This is a genomic window from Arthrobacter sp. NPDC057009 (assembly GCF_042673905.1).
In the GTDB taxonomy this organism is placed as follows: domain Bacteria; phylum Actinomycetota; class Actinomycetes; order Actinomycetales; family Micrococcaceae; genus Arthrobacter.
Genome location: NZ_JBHUSB010000025.1, coordinates 1 through 21,232, shown reverse-complemented (window position 1 = coordinate 21,232; position 21,232 = coordinate 1). Strand labels below are relative to the sequence as shown.

Annotated in this window: 13 protein-coding genes; 5 read left to right on the top strand and 8 right to left on the bottom strand. The window is 66.4% G+C overall.

The genetic code is table 11. The features are described 5' to 3' along the window. Nucleotides 1–53 precede the first annotated feature (53 nt). Both htpX and ACFTR6_RS19555 read right to left on the bottom strand, forming a co-directional pair. On the bottom strand, nt 54–923 hold the full coding sequence (gene htpX / locus ACFTR6_RS19560; protein ID WP_377959149.1) for a zinc metalloprotease HtpX: 870 nt from the start codon (nt 921–923) through the stop codon (nt 54–56). A gap of 39 nt (nt 924–962) precedes the next feature. Beyond that, entirely contained in the window at nt 963–2,234 is a 1,272-nt protein-coding gene (locus ACFTR6_RS19555; protein ID WP_377959148.1) for an MFS transporter, read from the bottom strand. Between the two features lie 76 nt (nt 2,235–2,310). Here ACFTR6_RS19555 and ACFTR6_RS19550 point away from each other — a divergent pair, with 76 nt between their 5' ends. The 5 genes from ACFTR6_RS19550 to ACFTR6_RS19530 all read left to right on the top strand — a co-directional run bounded on the left by ACFTR6_RS19550 (nt 2,311) and on the right by ACFTR6_RS19530 (nt 8,583). Beyond that, nucleotides 2,311–2,784, top strand: a complete 474-nt coding sequence (locus ACFTR6_RS19550) for a Fur family transcriptional regulator (protein WP_076801058.1) — start codon at nt 2,311–2,313, stop codon at nt 2,782–2,784. Nucleotides 2,785–2,803: 19 nt separating this feature from the next. Then, nucleotides 2,804–4,303, top strand: a complete 1,500-nt coding sequence (locus ACFTR6_RS19545) for a catalase (protein ID WP_377959147.1) — start codon at nt 2,804–2,806, stop codon at nt 4,301–4,303. 136 nt (nt 4,304–4,439) lie between these two features. Further along, nucleotides 4,440–5,669 (top strand): polysaccharide pyruvyl transferase family protein, encoded by a 1,230-nt coding sequence (locus ACFTR6_RS19540; protein ID WP_377959146.1) that lies wholly within the window; start codon nt 4,440–4,442, stop codon nt 5,667–5,669. A 7-nt stretch (nt 5,670–5,676) separates the two neighbouring features. After that, a complete protein-coding gene (locus tag ACFTR6_RS19535) occupies nt 5,677–7,791 on the top strand; it encodes a DUF6541 family protein (protein WP_377959145.1) in 2,115 nt (704 codons plus the stop codon). 156 nt (nt 7,792–7,947) lie between these two features. Beyond that, entirely contained in the window at nt 7,948–8,583 is a 636-nt protein-coding gene (locus ACFTR6_RS19530) for a DUF2461 domain-containing protein (RefSeq protein ID WP_377959144.1), read from the top strand. Nucleotides 8,584–8,662: 79 nt separating this feature from the next. Here ACFTR6_RS19530 and ACFTR6_RS19525 read toward each other — a convergent pair whose 3' ends face one another. From ACFTR6_RS19525 to ACFTR6_RS19500, 6 genes are all read right to left on the bottom strand, one after another. Continuing rightward, a complete protein-coding gene (locus ACFTR6_RS19525) occupies nt 8,663–10,210 on the bottom strand; it encodes an amino acid permease (protein ID WP_377959143.1) in 1,548 nt (515 codons plus the stop codon). 252 nt (nt 10,211–10,462) lie between these two features. Next, nucleotides 10,463–16,114, bottom strand: a complete 5,652-nt coding sequence (locus tag ACFTR6_RS19520) for a peroxidase family protein (RefSeq protein ID WP_377959175.1) — start codon at nt 16,112–16,114, stop codon at nt 10,463–10,465. 364 nt (nt 16,115–16,478) lie between these two features. Beyond that, a complete protein-coding gene (locus ACFTR6_RS19515; protein ID WP_377959142.1) occupies nt 16,479–16,910 on the bottom strand; it encodes a DUF779 domain-containing protein in 432 nt (143 codons plus the stop codon). Then, nucleotides 16,910–17,932 carry an alcohol dehydrogenase AdhP gene (gene adhP, locus ACFTR6_RS19510; RefSeq protein ID WP_172411554.1) on the bottom strand — a complete coding sequence of 341 codons (1,023 nt, stop codon included), beginning with the start codon at nt 17,930–17,932 and terminating at the stop codon, nt 16,910–16,912. The genes ACFTR6_RS19515 and adhP overlap by 1 nt, the downstream gene beginning before the upstream one ends. 95 nt (nt 17,933–18,027) lie before the next feature. Next, nucleotides 18,028–19,551 (bottom strand): aldehyde dehydrogenase family protein, encoded by a 1,524-nt coding sequence (locus ACFTR6_RS19505; protein ID WP_076801046.1) that lies wholly within the window; start codon nt 19,549–19,551, stop codon nt 18,028–18,030. 174 nt (nt 19,552–19,725) lie between these two features. Then, complete coding sequence (locus ACFTR6_RS19500) at nt 19,726–21,102, bottom strand: GAF domain-containing protein (protein WP_377959141.1); 1,377 nt, start codon at nt 21,100–21,102, stop codon at nt 19,726–19,728. Between the last annotated feature and the right edge of the window lie 130 nt (nt 21,103–21,232).

The window sequence follows — 21,232 nt, the reverse complement described above, 5'->3', positions numbered from 1 at the left end:
GCGCGTCGCAGGGTGCGGCGGGTGCCACAGAGCGGCAAGTACGACGGCGGCCCTTACCTGAGCGGCCGGCCCGCCATTCGCTCCAGGCGGCTGATGCGGTCCTGCATCGGCGGGTGCGTCGCGAAGAGCTTGCTGAGCCCGCCGCCCCGGAACGGGTTGGCGATCATCAGGTGCGAGGCGTTGACCAACCGCTGGTCCTGCGGAAGCGGCGCCGCCTGGACGCCCTGGTGGATCTTGTGCAGGGCGGAGGCGAGGGCCAGCGGATCGCCGGTTAGCTGCGAACCGTCCTCGTCGGCGTCGTACTCGCGCGTGCGGGAGATGGCCACCTGGATCAGTGATGCTGCCAGCGGTGCCAGCAGCGCCATGGCGATGAGCGCCAGCGGATTCGAATTCCGTCGGTCCCCGCCGCCAAAGAACAGCAGCATCTGCCCCACCGACGTGATGACTCCCGCCACCGCAGCGGCCACGGACGAGGTCAGGATGTCGCGGTTGTAGACGTGCATGAGCTCATGGCCGAGGACGCCCCGCAGTTCCCGCAGGGTGAGCAGCTGCAGGATCCCTTCCGTGCAGCAGACGGCCGCGTTTTGCGGGTTCCGCCCCGTGGCGAAGGCGTTGGGCGCCATGGTGGGCGAGACGTAGATCCGCGGCATGGGCTGGTTGGCGCGGGCAGAGAGCTCCCTGACCATCTGGTACAGCTGCGGCGCCTGCCCTTCGGAGACGGGATAAGCCTGCATGGACCGGAGCGCGATCTTGTCACTGTTCCAGTAACCGTAGGCCGTGGTCCCCACGCCGATCAGTGCCATGATCAGGATCGGGGTGGAGCTGCGGGTGTTGGCGGCAATGAGCGCTCCCAGGCCCAGCAGGATCGCCCACAGCACGCCGAACAGCGCCGCCGTTTTCAGTCCGTTGTGGTGATTGTGCACTCTTGCCTCCCGCAGCTCAGAAGACGGACCGGCACCTCCCTACGGAACCGGATTCCGCGCGTCGTACTTCATAAAGCCGGACTGCCACCGCGCCACCGCCCAGGCCACGACGATGCACAGGACGCCGCCGAGCAGCAGGACCCAGCCCTCACTCAGAATTTTAGTGCCGCCACCGGCCAGCATGTCGCCAAGCCGGGGGCCTCCGGCAACCACCACAATGAAGACGCCCTGCAGGCGGCCGCGCAGGTGGTCGGGGGTCGCGGCCTGCAGGATGGTGGTGCGGAAGACGGCGCTGATCGAGTCGGAGATTCCCGCCAGGGCGCAGCAGAGGGCCGCCGGAATCAGCCACAGGGTCACTCCTTCGGACCCGGACCGCCCGGCCAGCACCACCACCAGGCCGAACCCGGCGATGGACGCACCCCAGCCCATGACGGACCACACCACTGCGCTTCCCTGCCGCCGGATCGCGCCGAGCGGCCCGGAAAAGAGGCCGGCGAGGAAGGCGCCCACCGCCACGGAGGCCAGCAGAATACCCACCGTTGTTTCCCCGCCGCCGATCATGAGGGCTCCGACGGCGGGCAGCAGCGCCCGCGGCTGGGCCAGGATCATCGCAATCAGGTCAAGGATGAACGTCATCCGCAGGTTGGGCCGCGTGCCCAGAAACCGGAAACCCTCGACGACGGACCGCAGCCCGGCACGCCCCGCCTCCTCCCCCGGCGGCATGGGAGGAAGCTTCAGCAGCGCCCAGAAGGCAAAGACGAAACTGACGGCGTCCAGTGTGTACGTCCAGCCGAAGCCGACACTGGCCACCAGGACGCCGGCCAGCAGCGGCCCCGCCGTCATGGACAGGCCGAACGTCACCATGTTCAGTGCGTTGGCGGCCGGCAGGAGCTCTTTGCGCAGCAGCGCGGGAATGATGGCGCTGCGCGCCGGCTGGTTGATCGCCTGCGCTCCGCTCTGCACGGCCACCAGCCCGTACAGCAGCCACACACTGCCCACCTCCAGCCAGGCCTGAAGGGCGAGTCCGCCGGTGGTCAGCCACAGCACCCCGGACGACAGCAGGGCCACGGTGCGGCGGTCGTGGGAGTCGGCGATGGAGCCGCCGAGCAGACCGCCGAACACCAGCGGAACCAGGGCAAAGATGCTGAGCAGGCCGACGTACAGGCTGTCCTGGGTGAGCCGGTACACCTCGAGGCCCACCGCCACGAGGGTGAGCTGGCTGCCGATGTTGGAGACCGCCGAACCAATCCACAGCCGGCGGAAATCAGGGCTTTCGCGCAGCGGAGTGATGTCAGCCAGAAGTTTTCCCACCCGGCAACTTTAGCCTCAGGAGGAACTTAGCCTCACCTTATTGTGATCTAGTCAAAATAAGTGCTTCAATGGAGTCATGACCGATCACCCGGAAAGCCATGAAGCATGGGCCGCGGCCCTGCGCGCCCACGGCCGACGGGTGACCAAGCAGCGGCTGGCAGTGCTGGCCGCCGTCGAACACCACCCGCACTCCCCGGCGGAAAACATCCTGGCGGCTGCCCGCGAGGAACTGCCGGAACTGACGGCGCAGTCCGTGTACGTGGTGCTGGGTGATTTGACGGACCTGCAAATGCTGCGCCGTTTTGAGCCTCCGCATTCGCCAGCACTGTATGAGACGCGGGTGGGCGACAATCACCATCACGCGATCTGCATCAGCTGCGGCCGGGTGGAGGACGTCGACTGTGCCGTCGGCCATGCCCCGTGCCTGACACCGCACTGGAACGAGGATTCCCAGCCCATGACCATCCAGATCGCGGATGTCATGTACCAGGGGATCTGCGGAGAGTGCCAGCGGGCCCAAAAGCTTCCTGCAAACGTAAATGGCAAGTAATCAAGTAATTAGGAGAAAGATGACTTTGAACATCTCTGCGCCTGCTGTGTCGACCACGCAGTCGGGTGCGCCTGTGACCTCGGATTCGCATTCGAAGTCTGTCGGTGCTGACGGCGCGATCATCCTCACGGACCACTACCTGGTGGAAAAGCTCGCGCAGTTCAACCGTGAGCGGGTCCCGGAGCGCGTGGTCCACGCCAAGGGCGGCGGCGCGTTCGGCACGTTCAAGACCACCGAGGACATCTCCAAGTACACCAAGGCCGCGTTCCTGCAGCCCGGTGCCGAGACCGAGATGCTGATCCGTTTCTCCTCCGTCGCCGGCGAGAACGGCTCCCCCGACACCTGGCGGGACCCGCGCGGTTTCGCGGTGAAGTTCTACACTTCTGAGGGCAACTACGACCTCGTGGGCAACAACACCCCGGTGTTCTTCATCCGCGACGGGATCAAGTTCCCGGACTTCATCCACTCCCAGAAGCGCCTGCCCGGCACGCACCTGCGCGACGCGGACATGCAGTGGGACTTCTGGACCCTGTCCCCCGAATCCGCCCACCAGGTCACCTGGCTGATGGGTGACCGCGGCCTGCCCGCGTCCTGGCGCGAAATGCAGGGCTACGGCTCACACACCTACCAGTGGATCAACGCCGAAGGCGAACGGTTCTGGGTCAAGTACCACTTCCGCTCCAACCAGGGCGTGAAGAACATCACCGGCGAAGAAGCCGAGGCCCTCGCCGGCTCGGACGCGGACTTCTACATCCGCGACCTGCACGAAAACATCGAAGCCGGGAACCTGCCCTCCTGGGACCTGCACGTGCAGGTCATGCCCTACGAGGACGCCAAGACCTACCGGTTCAACCCGTTCGACCTGACCAAGGTCTGGCCGCACGCGGACTACCCGCTGATCAAGGTCGGCACCATGGAACTGAACCGGAACCCGGAAAACTACTTCGCGCAGATCGAACAGGCCACCTTCGCCCCGTCGAACTTCGTGCCCGGCATCGCCGCGTCCCCGGACAAGATGCTCCAGGCCCGGATCTTCTCCTACGCCGACGCGCACCGCTACCGGGTGGGCACCAACCACGCCCAGATCCCGGTGAACCAGCCCAAGAGCCCGGTCAACAACTACAGCCAGGACGGCGCCGGACGCTACCTGTTCAACGCCCCCTCCGTTCCGGTCTACGCCCCGAACACCGTCGGCGGCCCGGCCGCCGTGGAACCGCAGTCCCCGGCCGGCGGCTGGGAAAACGACGGCGAACTCACCCACGCCGCGCACTCCCTGCACGCCCAGGACAGCGACTTCGGCCAGGCCGGCACCCTCTACCGCGAGGTCTACAACGACGCCGAAAAGGCCCGCTTCCTGGACACCATCACCGGCGCCGTGGGCGGCGTGAAGAGCCCCGGCATCAAGGAACGCGCCATCCAGTACTGGACCAACGTCGACGCCGAACTCGGCGCCAAACTCCGCGCCAACCTCGGCGCAGCACCCCTCTCCGACGCCGAAGCCGCCAACAAAATCGGCTAACAGCACCGGACAAAACACCACGGAACCCCGCCACGGCACAGTGACCCGCTCACAACCGCGGCGGGGTTCCCTGCGTTAAGAGCCGGTGCGGCCGCCGAGGCGCGCTCCGCGCCGGCGGGAAGATATAGTCAACAGCATGCAGTCGGGTCCTCTTTATCTGATCGGCCCTTCGGGCAACCCCAATTTCGGCGACGAGTTCATCGCCGCGGCATGGCTCAAGCATCTTGCCGAGGTGCGGCCCGACGCCGATGTCTGGCTGGACTGCCCCCAGCCTGGCCTGGCGCAGGTCCTCTTCGATGGGCTGCATCCGCGCCTGCGCGTCACCAACACACTGTGGCGGCTGGTGCACGAGACCGCTGAAATGCCGCTGGACGAAGCGGCGGAGGTCATCAGGGCCCGGGTCACTCGCCTCGGCTCCCCCTCCTACGATCTGGGCCTCCTCAAGCTGCGCGAAGCTCAGTCCCTGCACCTCATCGGGGGCGGCTTCATCAATGAGAACTGGTCCCACCACGCCGGACTGGTAGTTGCCATGCGTGCCGTCCACGCCATCACGGGCGCCCGGCTGATTGCCACCGGCCAGGGACTCATGCCCGAACTCACCTCGGCGCCTGCCGAGATGCCCCTGTTCCAGGACTTCGCGCACGCAGCAGCCAGGGACGAAGCCGGCGCCCGCGCCTACGGCATCAGCCAGGAACTGGACGATGCCTTCCTCGGCCTCACCGCCGAACTGGCCCGCTCGACGGCCGAACCCGGCCTCTACGTCTGCATCCAGAGCGACACCGCCGACCCCGAGCGGTTCGGGACCGCGGTGGAACTGGCGAGGACCGCCGTCGAAAAGGCCGCTAGCGAGGGAACGAACGCCTATTACGTTGAAGCCATCCCGGGCGCCGACCGCGTTGCCTACGAACAGATGGCGGACCTGATCCCGGAAGAACGGTTCCTGCCGTTCCTGCATATCTGGGCCCACGGCCTCCCCCTCTCCGGGGACCAGACCTGGGTGACCAGCCGGTTCCATTTCCACCTGCTGGCCGCGTCGGCGGGGGCACGGGGCATGGCAGTCGGCATGAAGAAGGGGTACTACGACGTCAAGCACGAGTCGCTGACCGCCCTCGGCAGTGGCTGGTCGCTGGCGCTTGACGGCGACGCTCCCGGAATCCCTGAAAACCGCGGTTCGCTGCGCGATGAACTCCCGGCGCTGGTGGCCCGCAAGCGCGCCGAGGCTGACAAGATCTATCCGCCGCTGCCGGACCAGCCGACAGCCACAGCGCCCCTGACCGCGGGTTCGCTGACTGCCGGTGCCGCGAAGCTCTTCAACAAGGCACTCGCCGCGCCGCGGAGGAACAAGGTCCGGCCGGGAGCTCTCTGAATCGACCATGCTTGATTGGCTTTTCGGGCTGGCCCCGTCGGTCCCGACTGTTGTATTCCTTGTCGCGGCTTTCTTCCTCCCGGGGCTCCTGGTTCTTCTGCCGCTGAGACCCGGTTGGCCGGCGGCCATAGCGCTCAGTCCCGCCGTCACGCTGCTGATGCTGCTGGCCGGCAGCTTCGCGGCGGCCGCCGTCGGTCTCCCGTGGAACGCAGCAACTGCCGCCCTCACAGCCCTTCCCCTGGTCCTCACAGCCTGGTTTGCCGGAAGGCGGTTCGCCTTCGGACAGCCCCTGACGCCCGCCGGCATCGGCCTGCCGATCTGGCTTGCCGCAGGGGCAGGCACTGCCATCGGTTCGGCTGTTACCTGTCTCGCCCTGCTCCGCGGCATCGGCGACGCCGCCGCCGCCTCCCAGGGCTGGGATCCGATCTTCCACCTGAACGCACTGCGGTGGATCCAGGAATCCGGGCAGGCTACCCCGTGGAGCATCGCCCCGATATTCGGCGCCGGACGTGCCACCTATTACCCTGCGGGCTGGCACAGCGCCGTTGCCCTCGTCCCGGGCAGCATCCCGGAGGCGGCCAACCTGTCCTCGATCGTGATCGGGGGCCTGATCTGGCCGGCCGGCCTGGCCTTCCTGGCCACGGCCGTGCTGCCGCGGCACCCTGCGGCCTGGGCACTGACGCCGCTGGTGGGTGCCTCCTTCATCAGCTTCCCCTTCTCCCAGCTGCTCCGCAGCGGCCAGTGGCCCAACGGCCTCGCCACCGCCCTGGTGCCCGCCACACTGGCCCTGGCCGTGCTGCTCCTCCGGCGTGTGTCGTCCGCCGGGGCGGCCGCAGGGGCGGCCTCCGGGACCTCCGCCGGGACGGCTTCCGGGCGGGCTGAACCGGCCGCCGCAGGTACAGCGGTCCCTGCGCCGGCCCGCGGGCGAATCCTGCTGGCCGTCACCCTCGTTGCCCTGCTCGGCGGCTGCGCCGCGGCCCATCCCAGCTCCCTGTTTGCCATTGCCGTGGCCGTCCTGCCCTTTGTGGCTGCCCGCTTCCTGCCGCTGCTGGTGCGCGGGGCGCGGCGCCGTCCCCTCCCTACCCTTGCGGCTGTCCTGGGCACGGCGCTCCTTGCGGCAACGGCGTGGCAGGTGCTGGCCAACTCGCGCGTGCTGGCAGGTGTCATGGCCTACCGCCGGGCTGTGCGGGCAGAGGTCCCGGATTCCCTGTACCTTGCCTTCTTCGACCTGCCGCGGTTCCCGGCACTCTCCCCGCCGGCGCCGGACGACTTCAACATCGCGGTGGGGCTACTGGTGATTCTTGGCGCGGTTGTGGCCATTTTTGTCCGGGAGGCAAGACCGCTGGCCGTCACCTGGCTCGCCTTCGTTGGACTTTATGTGCTTGCTGCGGGTCCCGAAAACGGGCTTCGATGGCTGACCGGGTTCTGGTACAAGGACACGCAGCGCATCGCCCCCTTTATCGCCATGGCGGGCAGCCTGCTGGCCGCGCTGGCCGTTGCCGTTGTGACGGGTGCCGTGGTCGGGGCGCTGCTCCGTCTCCTGTCCGCACGGTCGCCTGAGCCCCGCACCGCCGGACGGTGGCCCGTTCCTGCCATCCTCTTCACGGCTGCCGCTGCCGCGGTCACCGGTGCGCTTTATGTGGGTTCCGGAAGCTACCGGTCGGTGGAACGTGTGGCGGTTGCCGCCCAGAACTACACGGTCTCCGACAAGCCGGGGAACGGCGTGCTCTCCAGGGGAGAACAGGCCTTCATTGAGCGGGCCGGCCAGATGCTGCCGGCTGATGCCGTGGTGATCGGGGACCCGTTCAACGGAGAAACCTACTTCTATGCGCTGACCGGCCGGCACGTCGTCTACACGCAACTGGGTTCTCCGACAGCCGGCAGCCCCGCCAAGGAGCTGCTCCGCACCGGCTTCAACCGGCTGGCGACTGACCCGGCCATCTGCGAAGCTGTACGCGACGTCGGCGCCACCCACTTCTACGAGGATGCCCCCGGCGCGTCGCACGGAAGTGTCAGCCTCAGGCGCTGGCCGGGTTTTTACAACGTGCCAACCCGGCAGGGCTTTGAAAAAGTGGCTTCCGCGGAGGGCCGCACGCTCTACAGGATTACGGCCTGCCGCTAACTGCTTCTCCCACAGGGGCGGACGTCCCACCCAGGCCCTCTGTTATCCACACGGGCCCCTGTTATCCAGATTTCGCGGTTATCCACATATGCGGTGCCATCCACATGGGCGGACGCGGCCGTGGCCGGGGCCGCCGGGAATCCCTAGGCTTCAACCATGAGCACATTCGAGGGCATCCCGGCCGCGGCAACCAAGTTCTACGCCGAGCTGGAGGAGAACAACAACCGGGACTGGTGGCATGCCCATGCCGCGGTGTACCAGGATTCCGTCAAGGCTCCGCTCCAGGCGCTTCTGGCGGACCTTGAGCCACGCTTTGGGCCAGGGAAGATCTTCCGGCCGAACCGTGACGTCCGCTTCTCCCCGGACAAGTCACCGTATAAGACCGCCCAGGGCGCGTTCGCCTCATATCAGGAGGGCGTGGGCTACTACCTGCAGATCAGTGCCGACGGCCTGCTGGTTGGCGGCGGCTACCACTCGCATTCACCCGCGCAGCTGGTGCGCTACAGGAATTCCGTGGACGCGGGGAGCACCGGCGAACAGCTGCAGCACATCGTGGACGCGATCGCAGCCGCGGGATTCGCCATCGAAGGCGAGAAACTGAAAACCGTGCCCCGGGGCTTTCCGAAGGACCATCCCCGCACCGAGCTGCTGAAGCACAAGTCGCTCTCCGCCGGTGTTACCCTCGGCGAGCCCGAATGGCTCGCCTCCCCGGACGCGGAACGCGAGATTGCCGCCCGCTGGGAACAGCTCCGCCCGCTGGTGGACTGGGTGGGACGGCACGCCGCCCCCTGACGGTCGCGTCAGGGGGCGGGGGTTTTGCATCAGGGGCTGCCGTCCGGCGAAACCAGGAGGGCAGGTCCCGGGGTGCCGGCTAGACCTTGGTCAGCTCGTCGTCGTCCCGGTCGTCAAGATCGGCTGAACGGCCGTCCACGGCGGCTTTGGCATCGGCGAACTTCTCGTTGAGGCGGGAGTGCCGCTGCCCGTAGGCGAAGTAGATGGCAATGCCCAGCACCAGCCAAATGCCGAAGAAGATCCAGGTCTCCACGGCAAGGTTGGTCATCAGGTACAGGCACAGCACCGCGGACACGATGGGAAGCACCTTGCCGAACGGGACCCGGAAGGCAGGCTTCAGGTCAGGGCGCTTCTTGCGCAGCACGAGGATGCCCAGGCTGACCATCACGAACGCGGACAGCGTTCCGATGTTGATCATTTCCTCGAGCAGGTCCACGTTGGTGAGTCCGGCGACCAGGGCGACGGCGGCGCCGCAGATGATCTGCAGGCGGACGGGCGTGGAGCGCTTCTCACTGGTCCTGGAGAGGGAGCGCGGCAGCAGGCCGTCGCGGCTCATTGCCAGCACAACCCGGGCCAGGCCCATCAGCAGCACCATGATCACCGTCGTCAGGCCCACAAGGGAACCGAAGGCAATCACCTTCGCGGCGTCGGTGTTGCCGACGGCTTCGAAGGCGGTGGTGAGGGTGGGGCTCTCCGCCTCGGCCAGCTGCGTATAGGAGACCATGCCGGTCAGGGCGAGCGACACCAGGATGTACAGCAGGGTCACGAGGGCCAGGCCGCCGAAGATGCCGCGGGGCAGGGTCTTCTGCGGGTTCTTCACCTCTTCTGCGGAGGTGGCCACGACGTCGAAACCGATGAAGGCAAAGAACACCAGCGCGGCGCCGGCGAAGATGCCGAGGGTGCCGTACTGTGCGGGGGCGGCACCGGTGAGGAAGCCGAAGAACGACTGCTTCATGACGTCGGCGGCGCCGGCGTTGGCCGTCGGTTCAGAGGCCGGGACGAAGGGGGTGTAGTTGGAGAACTTTACGTAGGTGAAGCCCACCACGATCACGAAGAGCACCACACCGATCTTGATCAGTGTGAAGATGTTGCCCACGCGCGCGGACAGCTTGGTGCCAAGCACCAGCAGCACGGTGAAGACGGCAACGATGAGGAACGCGCCCCAGTACAGGTCCACGCCGCCAAGCGAGACGGCCGGGGGCAGGTCCACTCCCATCAGGGAGAAGACCTTGCTGAGGTAAATGCCCCAGTACTTGGCGATCACCGCGGCCGCGGTGAAGAGCTCCAGGATGAGGTTCCAGCCGATGATCCAGGCCAGGACCTCGCCCATGGTGGCGTAAGTGAAAACGTAGGCGGAGCCGGCAACCGGAATGGCGGTGGCGAATTCGGCGTAGCACATGATCGCCAGGGCGCAGGTGATGGCGGCGACCAGGAAGGAGATGGTGACGGCGGGGCCAGCGAAGTTCGCGGCGGCCTTGGCGCCCACGGAGAAGATGCCGGCGCCGACGGCAACGGCGACGCCCATGATCATGAGGTCCCAGGTGCTGAGGGAGCGCTTCAGTTTGCGTCCGGGCTCATCGGCGTCGGCTATTGACTGCTCGATGGATTTGGTCCGGAAAAGGTTCATTGGAAGTCCACGATCCTGATAGGGGATGGAAACAGACCTATCAAGTGTAGTGTCCATCCAGTGGACGGCCACAATTGTCCCGAATAATGAGACGGCACGCAGGCAAAACCACGCCCGGCCCTCCTCCGCGCTGCGGCTGCGCGGTGTGGTGGAGGGCCGGGCGTGGGGTCCAGATCCCGCATCTGTCGGTACCGTTGATGCGGAGAGCGCTGCCGGCAGCTTCCATGGGAACCCGCCGGCAGATTCCAATAGCTAGCTGATCGCCGTCATAGCGTTCCAACCCCCGCCAAGGCGCGTCCGTGCACCAAACCCGCCAGTACCGTTGCCGGGGTAGATGTACAGGCTTCCTGCTGAGTCCCGGGCCAGCAGGTCAGGCCTGCCGTTCCCGTTCAGGTCGCCCGGGACGGTGAAGGCCGTCATGGCATTCCAGCCACTGCCAAGCCGGACGCGGACTCCGAAGCTTGATGCACCGGTACCCGGGTACACCCACAACACTCCGGCAGAATCCCTGCCCAGCAGGTCTGCCTTGGCATCTCCGGTCACGTCACCTGCGGCGACAATCGCGGTGATGGCATTCCAGCCGCCGCCAAGCTGAACGCGCGCCCCGAAGCCGGAACCGGTGCCGGGGTAGATGTACAGCACCCCGCCGGAGTCCCTGGCCACCAGATCGGATCGGCCGTCACCGGTCACATCGTTGGAGGCAGTAATCGTCGTCATGGCGTTCCAGCCCGTGCCCAGCGTGATCCGCGACCCGAAGTTGCCGGCGCCGTTGCCCGGGTAGATGTACAGCCTTCCACCAGAGTCCCTGGCTACCAGATCGGATCGTCCGTCACCGGTGAGGTCACCGGAGGCGGTGATGACCGTCATGGCGTTCCAGCCGGAACCCAGCCTGACCCGGCTACCAAACCCACCCGTGCCGTTGCCCGGGTAGATGTACAGCCTGCCGGATGAATCCCTGGCGACCAGGTCAGCCCTGGTGTCACCGGTGAAATCACGAAGGGCGCTGTTGGCAATCACCGGGGCGGCCTCTGCCGCAACCGGCTCCGAAGTCAACGTTACTGACTCGTACCCGTCCTTGGCCCCCGTGACGCTGACGGTTACCGGCTGACCGGCATCCGCGTCCCTGACTGTGTACGTGGACTGGGTGGCGCCGACTACAGCGACCCCGTTGCTGAACCACTGGAAGGACAGTGCCACCGGCGCCGGTCCCCAGACTCCTGTTGCCGCCGTCAGGGTGCTGCCGACTGTGGCAGTTCCCGTAATGGACGGGACTGCCGTGACCAGCACCGGCGCCACCGGGGTGACGGTGTTGGTAACCATAACCGTGCTTTCACCGTGCACGTTCGTGGCGCGGACCTCGAACTTGACGGCTACGCCATTCGTCAGTCCGTCGATCACCATGCTGGTGTCGCCACCGGGCGCCGTCCTGGTCTCACCGATCTGTGCGCCGGAGGCCGCGTCAAGAACGCGGATGGAGAACTGATCAGTGATGCCGCCGGTTTCGGCTGCGGTGAAGTTCACCGTGGCCTGGCCGTTCCCTGCCTGCGCGGTCACGCCGGTGGGTGCGCTTGGAGGTACGGAGTCGGCAAAGACCAGGGTCTCGATGTTCCGGAGCGTGTCGACTCCGTCGGTACCTCCGCCGTTGTGGCTCACAGTGGTTACTCCGTCGGTTTCAGTGACGGTGTAGTTCGCCTCGATGTCGGAGAATACGGCCTTATCCGTGCCGCCGCTGGTGGAGAGGATCTCCCTCACGGCCACGATGTTGCCCGGGTCGATCTTGCCGGCGAAGACGTCCGCCTGCAGGGTCGCTCCGGTCAGGCCGCCCGTCGCATTCCTCAGGTACTGCGCGGTCATGCTGGTGGCGCTGCCGATCTCGGTGTTGGGATCAGCGGCATTGGTGCGCACGCTGAGCCGGACGTTGAGGTAGCGGTCGCCGTCGATGATGTCATTGCCGCCGCGTCCCTCGATGATGTCGCTGCCGCCACCGCCGAGGAGGATGTTGCCATCGCCCCAGGCCATCGCGTTCGCGGAGCTGTCCAGGAGCGGGCAGTCCTTCGATGCCGAAGCGGCAATTACGTCGGCGATGGGTGTGGTCCGTGCGGCGTCCGGGATCAGTTCGTTGAGACCGGAGATGCGGTTGACGCCGTGCACATCCAGGACGTTGCAGCCGATGAAGCCGCCGCCGCCCCGTTCGCTCGGGATGATGTCGTCGCCGCGGAGCTTGTCATCAAAGGGGCCGCCCGAGAGGGCTTCCACTTCGTTGTACCTGTCGCGGACCCCCACCTGAAGGATATCGAGAGGCAGGATGGGCAGGTCCAGGTCGGCGTCCTGCGGCTGCGGATCGTGCAGGCCGATCTCCCAGTCGTAGCCCGAGGCACCGGCAATTTTCTCAATGCCCGGACCGGCGAGGCCGACGTCGTCGCCACCTTCCATGTCGTAATCGTCGTCGCCGCCCTGACCGAAGAGGATGTCGTGGCCCGGCCTCTGCGAATCATCGAGGAAGAAGAGGTTGCTGGAGTCACCCATCAGGAGGTCGGGCTCGTCGCCGCCTTCCATCCAGTCGTCTCCGCCGTCTCCGAAGACAGCATCCTCACCCTGGCCGGCGATGGCGAAGTCGTTGCCTTCACCGGAGAAGGTTTCGTTAATGTTGGCTCCGCCGTTCGTGAAGTCGCTGCCGTCACCGCCCATGATGATATCCAGGCCGGGGCCGGCGTCGATCGCATCGTTGCCTGGGCCACCCTTGTGCACGTCATCGCCGGCGATATCGGTGATGATGTCGTTGCCTTCGCCGCCCAGCGCGACGTCGGCACCGTCACCGCCTTCGATCACGTCGTTGCCTAGGCCGCCCCAGAAGGTGTCGTTGTCGTTGCCGCCGTAGGCGCGGTCAACGTTGGCGGTCCCGTTGAAGACGCTCTGGCCGTTGATGCCGGACGGGTCCACAGTGTTGGTCATCCGGTACTTGATGGTGCCGTCCGACATGCGGATCAGGACCTTGGATTCGTCGCAGTCGGAGGCCGGGTCGTTCGCGACCGTGTTGCCGAAGCTCGTAAAGCCCTCAGTGGTACCTGCGAGGTTCTTCAGCTCGAACTTGCAGTCAGCGGTGGCGAATGCATCCGCCTTGAGCGCCTGGGCGTTGGTGTTGCGCATCATCAGCTCGGCGAAGGAGTTGCCCTCCAGCTGTGCCCGCAGGTTCATGCCGGGGGTTCGTGCCAGGTAGTAGAAGCGGTCGCCGTTCTGGAGCTCCGTCAGCTGCTGTTCAAAGACGAAGTTGAAGGTGCTGCCGAGCAGGCCGCCGAACATGTTGGTGCGTTCGGCGAGGCCGCCCACCCACAGTTCGACGTTGTCGAGCCCGGTCTTCGACGCACCGTTCTCGTTTGCCCATCCGTCACTGCTGTTCATGAACGCTGCAGCGTCTGTAGGAGGGACGTCCCCAGCCACGGTGTCGGGATTGACGATGGCGCGGGCGGCGTCACGGCGCGACTTCAGTGAAGCCGGCTTGTCGTCCCCGTTGCCCAGTACCTTGTCAGGTCCTGCATCAGTGAGGATTGTCGGGTGCTTGCCGTAGGCAGCCACGAAGTTGATGAGCGACTCGGGGTGCTTGAGGTTCTCACCGAAGTCGATCCAGTTCGTGTAGGGCTTGAGCTGGCCGTCGTTGGTTTTGGCGTGCAGCTCCTTGCGGAAATTGTTGAGTGTCGGAACGCCCTCGGACCGGGCCCTCGTCATGTTGATGGTGGCGAGATCCAGCGGAAGTCCCAGCAGGTTGTTCCGCAGCGTGTCGGTGACGAACTCGTCCAGTTCGTTGCCCTCCTGGTCGGACATGCCCATCACGATGCTGCCTGCCGCCTCTTCCGATGTCAGCTGCCCGGCGTCGCCGCCGTCGGTATACGCCGGCGGGTTGAGGAAGCCTTCAAGCAGGGAGATGTCATTCTCCGAGCCGGCGATGTCGTCGGAAGTGCCGTACACGGCGTCCGGGCCCGGCTTGTACTCATTCCGCCGGGAGATCGTCTCGGTGAGCATGGAGTGGCCAAACCGGTACACGGCGTGGGCGAATTCAGCCTTGATCGCCGGGTTAATATCCGTCTGTGTGAAGGCAAACGGCTGGAACGGGTTGATCAGCGGCTGGATCTTGCGGGCAAACTCCTCGAAGACCAGGTGCTGGTACTCCATCTCGGTGACGAATCGGGCTGCCTGGAAGAGGCGTTCGCCGTAGTCGAACGTTGCGTCATTGACGTCTTCGAACTGTGCCTTGAGATCTGCGTTCTCCGTCTTGGCCAGGGTGGCTTTGATGTCGTCAACGAGCCGGTCGTGTTCCGAGTGGAACACCTGGTGGATGGCGGTCAGGCCAATGTTCTCATTGACGCGGCCGTCGCCGGCGATGAAGTGCGCATCGAGCATCTCATCGTCGTAGGTTCCGCGTGGCTGGTTCGCGAAATCGGCTGAAGCAGTGGTGTCCGTGTCCTTGGTCGGTGCCACGGCGGGGGTGCCGGGGTTGTGGTCCGTGTCCTTGGGCGACGGGTCGGCGTTGTGCGCAATGTCCGTGAGGAACGGGGTGTTGAAGTACAGCGCATCGGCGGGAACCAGGGTTCCTTTGTTCTCGTTGTCGGCCGGGTTGGCCTCGACCTCGCCGCTGGCCGTCACGAACACGGGAAGGCCGCGCGCCGGTCCCGGAATGAAATTGCCATACAGATCGGACTTGATCATCGGGACGTTCAGCACGTCCTTGTCCAGCAGCTGGATGCCCAGCAGCTCCTGCGCCTGCTTCTTGGTGGTGGCCCAAGTGGCCATACCGCCGGCGGTCGGGCCGGCAGGCCCGCCGAGCAGCTTTCCGGTGGAGAGGGGTCGGCCGGTCGCGGTGTCCGCGACGTACTCGCGCAGGAAGACCTGGTGCGAGGGGTGGGAGGTGTAGGTCTGGCTCTGGTCCACCCACGGGGAGTCAGTGTTCAGCGCGTCCTGCACGTCGTCGGCGCTTTCGTCCACGTCAGTCGTCTTAGGATCGTCACCCAGGATGCCGTCCTCGCCCGGCTGGTTCAGCCCACGGGTAAGGGCCATGAACCGCAGGTGCACGGGCAGGTCGTCGCCCTCCACGACGTCACGCGTTGCGGGGTCATCGACACCCTCAACCGTCGCCGTCGCCGGATCATCGTCAAACTTGTGGTTGGGACCGGCAATCAGCGGATCGTCAGCCTTGAGCGGAACGTACACGCTGCCTCCGCCCTTCACCGTCTGGTCGATGCCGTGGTCAAAGAACTGGCCAAAAAGCGTAAACAGCGAGTTGTACGGCGGGGAAAGCCCGACGTCGGTGGTGATGTTCGGGATGAAGAGGGTGCTGTGGGAGGGCACGCAACCTGCAGGCACGGCGGCAACGGGAGGCTCGGCGAGGGGATCCGGATCGGTCGTGCAGGGAACAACGCCCTCGTTGCCCTGGCTGCGCACCGGGTTTCCGGCTGCGGATACGGCTGCCGGGTTCGTCGAGGTCTGATCCACGATCAGGTTGCTGATGACGCGCGGCTGCGAGTCGAAGACGTCGCCCTTCTTCTGGGTGTAGCTGGACGAGGTCGGCCCGAACATCGAGTTCTCCGCGTCTTTGAACGACGCGGCTCCCAGCCGTGGGAACACCTGGTCCGCGGCACCGTAGTTGTCCTGTCCGGGCTCGAGGTGATTGCAGCTGCCGTCCACAGTGCGCAGCCCGAAGGACAGCATCGGGCTGGCGAGCTGATTGGGTCCTGTACCCAAAAGGGCGCCGCAGGGGCCGGTTTCCGACGTGGTGTTGGCAACGTGTGCCTCAGCGATCTTAATCTGCTTCAGGATGAAGGACAGGTCTGAAGGTGTGACGTTGAATCCTGCCCCGACAGGTGCCTGAACGGCGTTCGCCGCGACCACGGGCAGCCCCATCGCTGCCGGCATGGCGAGCGTGGTAACCGCCGCAATCAGCCGGAAGGAAACCGGCCGCTCACGTCGCTTGCTGCGGCGTTCCCGCCGATTCAAGGGTGGATCCGTGGGTGCTGCGGATCTGTCGCGATCCGCGCCCCCGTCTGACTTCCAGGCTAAGAGTTTCATGGCACACCTGCCGCTAGGAGGGTTTTGACCGTGCCATCGTCCGTAACCATGCCCGTGAAAACCTTGTGGAAGCGGCCGGACCGGAGTTCTTTTACGCAGTTGAGCCGCCCCAAATTGGGGGTTCCCAATCACGTTTTTAACGCTCAATGTCCGGGCGGGGCCACTTGTTTGTGGCCCCGCCCGGACATTGTGAAGCTGGGAACTGGCCGGATTACACCGGCCAGTCCATGAGCGTGGAACGGATCAGGAAGCGTTTACCTTCTGGCGCCTCGACGGAAAACCCGCTGCCCCGGCCGTCCACCACATCCACCGTAAGGTGGGTGTGGCTCCAGTAGCTGAACTGCTCCCGGGACATCCAGAACTCCAGCGGCTGGCCGCCGTCGGAAGCGGAACCGGACCCTCCGCCGTCGGCAACGGACAGATCAAACCGCCCCAGCAGCACATCCGAGTCACCGGTGAGGAAGTCCCCGGCCGGGTAGCACATGGGCGCGGAGCCGTCGCAGCAGCCGCCGGACTGGTGGAACATGAGCGGCCCGTGCCGCGCCCAGAGCTTCCGCAGCAGCGACACCGCCTCGGGGGTGAGCGCAACCCGGGAAAACTCCTCCCCGGGCACCGTCACCGCGGCGTCCAGCCTGGTGCCCATCAGAACGTCAGCACCACGCGGCCGTCGATCTTCGCGTGCTTCATCTCGTCGAAGACGGCGTTGACCTCGGAGAGTTCCCGTGTGGACACCGTGGGGTGGATCTTGCCCTGCGCGTAGAAGTCCAGCGCCTCCTCCAGGTCCTGCCGGGTGCCCACGATGGAGCCGCGGACGGTCAGGCCCTTGAGCACGATTTCGAAGATCGGTGCCGGGAAGTCGCCCGGCGGCAGGCCGTTGAACACGATGGTGCCGCCGCGGCGGGCCATGCCGATGGCCTGGCCGAAGGCCGACGGGTGCACCGCCGTGACCAGGACTCCGCTGCAGCCTCCGGTTTCCCGCTGGATGACCTCCGCCGGGTCCTCGTGGAGAGCGTTGACGGTGAGCTCTGCGCCGTGCTTCCTGGCGAGGGCGAGTTTGTCGTCCGCGATGTCGACGGCGGCAACGCGCAGGCCCATGGCGACGGCGTACTGGACGGCGATGTGCCCCAGTCCGCCGATGCCGGAGATGGTGACCCACTCCCCCGGCCTGGCCTCGGTCATTTTCAGCCCCTTGTAGACGGTGACGCCGGCACAGAGCACCGGGGCAACCTCCACCGGATCCGAGCCCGCCGGAATCCGGGCCGCAAAGCGGCTGTCCACCAGCATGTACTCGCCGAAGGAGCCGTCCACGCTGTAGCCGGCGTTCTTCTGGGACTCGCACAGCGTTTCCCAGCCGGTGCGGCAGTACTGGCAGTCGCCGCAGGCAGACCACAGCCAGGCGTTGCCCACCAGATCCCCGACGGCGAGGTCGGTCACCCCCTCGCCGAGGGCCACCACCTCGCCCACGCCTTCGTGCCCGGGAACGAAGGGAGGCGACGGTTTGACCGGCCAGTCCCCTTCGGCGGCGTGGAGGTCGGTGTGGCAGACACCGCTGGTGATGAGTTTGACCAGTGCCTGGCCGCGGCCGGGCGCGGGGACAGGTATGTCCTGGATCTGGAGGTCCTTGGCGAATTCGGATACTACGGCTGCTTGCATTGTCGTCGTCATTGGCGAAATCCTTGCGTCGTTGAATCGGTTGGTGGGGTGGAGTGGGGCGCGAGGGCCCCGTCGTGGCGACGGAGTCGAGACGACGGGAGCGCCCTTTAGAAGAAGCCCAGCTTGTTTTCGCTGTAGCTGACCAGCAGGTTCTTGGTCTGCTGGTAGTGGTCCAGCATCATGGCGTGGTTTTCACGCCCGATGCCGGAGGACTTGTAGCCGCCGAACGCGGCGCCGGCCGGGTAGGCGTGGTAGTTGTTGACCCAGACGCGACCGGCCTGGATCTCGCGGCCTGCCCGGTATGCGACGTTGCCGTTGCGGGACCAGACGCCGGCACCGAGGCCGTAGAGGGTGTCGTTGGCGATGCCCATGGCGTCGTTGTAGTCGCTGAAGCGGGTCACGGACACGACGGGGCCGAAGATCTCCTCCTGGAAGATGCGCATCCGGTTGTGGCCTTCGAAGATCGTGGGCTGGACGTAGTAGCCGCCGGCCAGGTCCCCGGACAGTTCAGCGCGTGCGCCGCCGGTGAGTGCCTTGGCGCCTTCCTGCTTTCCGATGTCGATGTAGGAGAGGATCTTCTCCAGCTGGTCGTTGGAGGCTTGGGCTCCGATCTGGGTTTCGGTGTCCAGCGGGTTGCCCTGGATGATCTTCTGGGTCCGGGCCAGGGCGTCGGCCATGAAGGAATCGTAGATGCCTTCCTGGACCAGAGCCCGGGACGGGCAGGTGCAGACTTCGCCCTGGTTGAAGGCGAAGAGCGTGAAACCTTCAAGCGCCTTGTCGTAGAACGCGTCGCTGGAATCGGCGACATCGTTGAAGAAGATGTTCGGGCTCTTGCCGCCGAGTTCCAGCGTCACGGGGATGAGGTTGTTGGAGGCGTACTGGCTGATCAGCCGGCCGGTGGTGGTCTCGCCGGTGAAGGCGATCTTGCGGATCCGCGGGCTGGAGGCCAGCGGCTTGCCGGCCTCGACGCCGAAGCCGTTGACCACGTTCACCACGCCTGCCGGCAGCAGGTCGCTGATGAGTTCGATCAGGACCAGGATCGACGTCGGCGTCTGTTCGGCGGGCTTGAGGACGACGGCGTTGCCCGCCGCGAGCGCGGGCGCCAGCTTCCAGACGGCCATCAGGATGGGGAAGTTCCAGGGGATGATCTGGCCGACGACGCCGAGCGGCTCGTGGAAGTGGTAGGCGGTGGTGTCGTCGTCGAGCTGCGACAGCCGGCCTTCCTGGGCCCGGACGGCGGAGGCGAAGTAGCGGAAGTGGTCCGCGGCCAGCGGGATGTCCGCATTGAGGGTTTCGCGGACCGGCTTGCCGTTGTCCCAGGTCTCCGCGACGGCGAGCAGTTCGACGTTGGCCTCCATGCGGTCCGCGATCCTGTTCAGGATCGCGGCGCGTTCGGCCACCGACGTCTTGCCCCACGAGGGAGCCACCTTGTGCGCGGCGTCCAGGGCGAGTTCGATGTCCTCGGCGGTGCCGCGGGCCACCTCGCAGAAGGGCTTGCCGGTGACCGGCGTGATGTTCTCGAAGTACTGGCCCTTCACGGGTGCAACCCACTCGCCGCCGATCCAGTTCTCGTAGCGGTCCTTGAACGTGACCTTCGAACCTTCGGTGCCGGGCTGTGCGTAAACGGTCATTGCTAGCTCCTTTGCTGTGCAACACGGAGGCGATATCTCGTGGTGATCGCCGATGCACTGAGCCTAGGGGCGGGCAGGTTGCAGCCAGGTTGCAACGATGTCAGTCAAAGGGCAGGTGGGCCCACGCCTGCAGGGTTCCCTGGCCGAGCTTGCGAGGTTAGGGGCAGGTGGGGATTAAGCGCCCAGTTCCGCTTCCAGCCGCTCGAGATCGGCGACGACGGCGGCCCGCTTGGGCGAGCGGGGCGGCAGGAGCTTCAGCGCGGCGCGGCGGACGCCGGCGTCGTCCGCGGCCTCCGGCAGCTCGGCGTACTTGAGCAGCGACTCCGCGCTGCCGTCCGTCAGGACGGCCTCACGCAGCAGCGCGGACACGCGGTTCCGCAGCTCGACGACGCCGGGCGCCTCCGAGCGGGGCAGGACGGCGCCACGGTAGATGTCGAGGGCGATGCGGTGTGCACCGCGCTGCAGGCAGGTGAGCACCTGGCTGCAGTCAGGCAGCAGGTCCATGGACAGCCGGTACGGCCGCGACTCCGGCACTGCGGCGGGGTCCAGCTGCTGCAGGACCTTCCGGAGGCGCACCATCTCGGCGCGCAGGGTGATGGTGGAGCCGTCCCCCGGATAGAGGAGGACGCACAGCTCCTCGGCGCTGAGCCCGTCCGGGTGCGTGCTGAGCAGGGCCAGGATCTCGCTGTGCCTGGCGGAGAGCACCACGCTGCGGCCCTCAATGCTGAGCAGTGCCTGGTCGCGGCCCAGCAGCTGCAGGCTGTTGCGGTACAGGCTGCCTTCCCGGGCGGAACCGCCGGCTGGCCCCGAACCCGGGTGCCGCCGTCGTGCTTTGGCACGGTCCTGTTCGGCGGCGAGCTGCAGCCGTTCGACGCGCAGCTGGGCCTGGGCGGCAGCGACGGTGGCCTCCACGAGGGAGAGCGTGTGCGGCGCGACGGCGGACTCCGTGCCCGTGATGTCCACGACGCCCAGCAGGGCGCCGGAGTCGGGGTCCTGGAACGGCACCGCCGTGCAGCTCCATGGGTGGACCGACCGTTTGTAGTGCTCGGCGCCGGAAATCTGGATGCCGCGGCCCAGCGCGAGCGCCGTCCCCGGGGCGCTGGTGCCCACGGTCGCCTCCGACCAGTCGGCGCCGGGAACGAACATCATGCCCTCGGCCCGGCTGCGCGCGCCGGTGTCGCCTTCCACCCAGAGCAGCCTGCCCACCTCGTCGCCCACGGCCACCAGCAGGCCGCTGTCGTGGCTGGGCCGGATGAGGAGCTTCTGGATCACGGGCATGATGGCGGCCAGGGGGTGCTGGCGCCGGTATTCCTCCAGCTCGTCGGCGGCGATGGCCAGCGGGGCCTCGGGGAGGTCAGGGTTGGCCCGCAGCTTGGCGGACCGCTGCCAGGATTCGCGGATCAGGCGGCGCAAGCCGGGGATCTCTTCCGCGTCCGGGAAGGCTTCTGTGTGCGCATGGCTGTCCAGGAGTTCGTGGCCGGCCAGGGCACGGCGCTGCAGCAGCACCGAAGCCTCGGTTCCGGGTGCCGCCGGCTGGATCAGGTTCTTCATCGAACTCCCACTCGCCCAAACGCTTGCCCGCGACAGTCTAATACGAAAGTAAGGTTCGTCAGGCTGCGGTGGCCGGGGTGATGGTGACGTTGAAGCCTAGGCTGTTGAGTTTTTTGATGGCGTTGTTCTT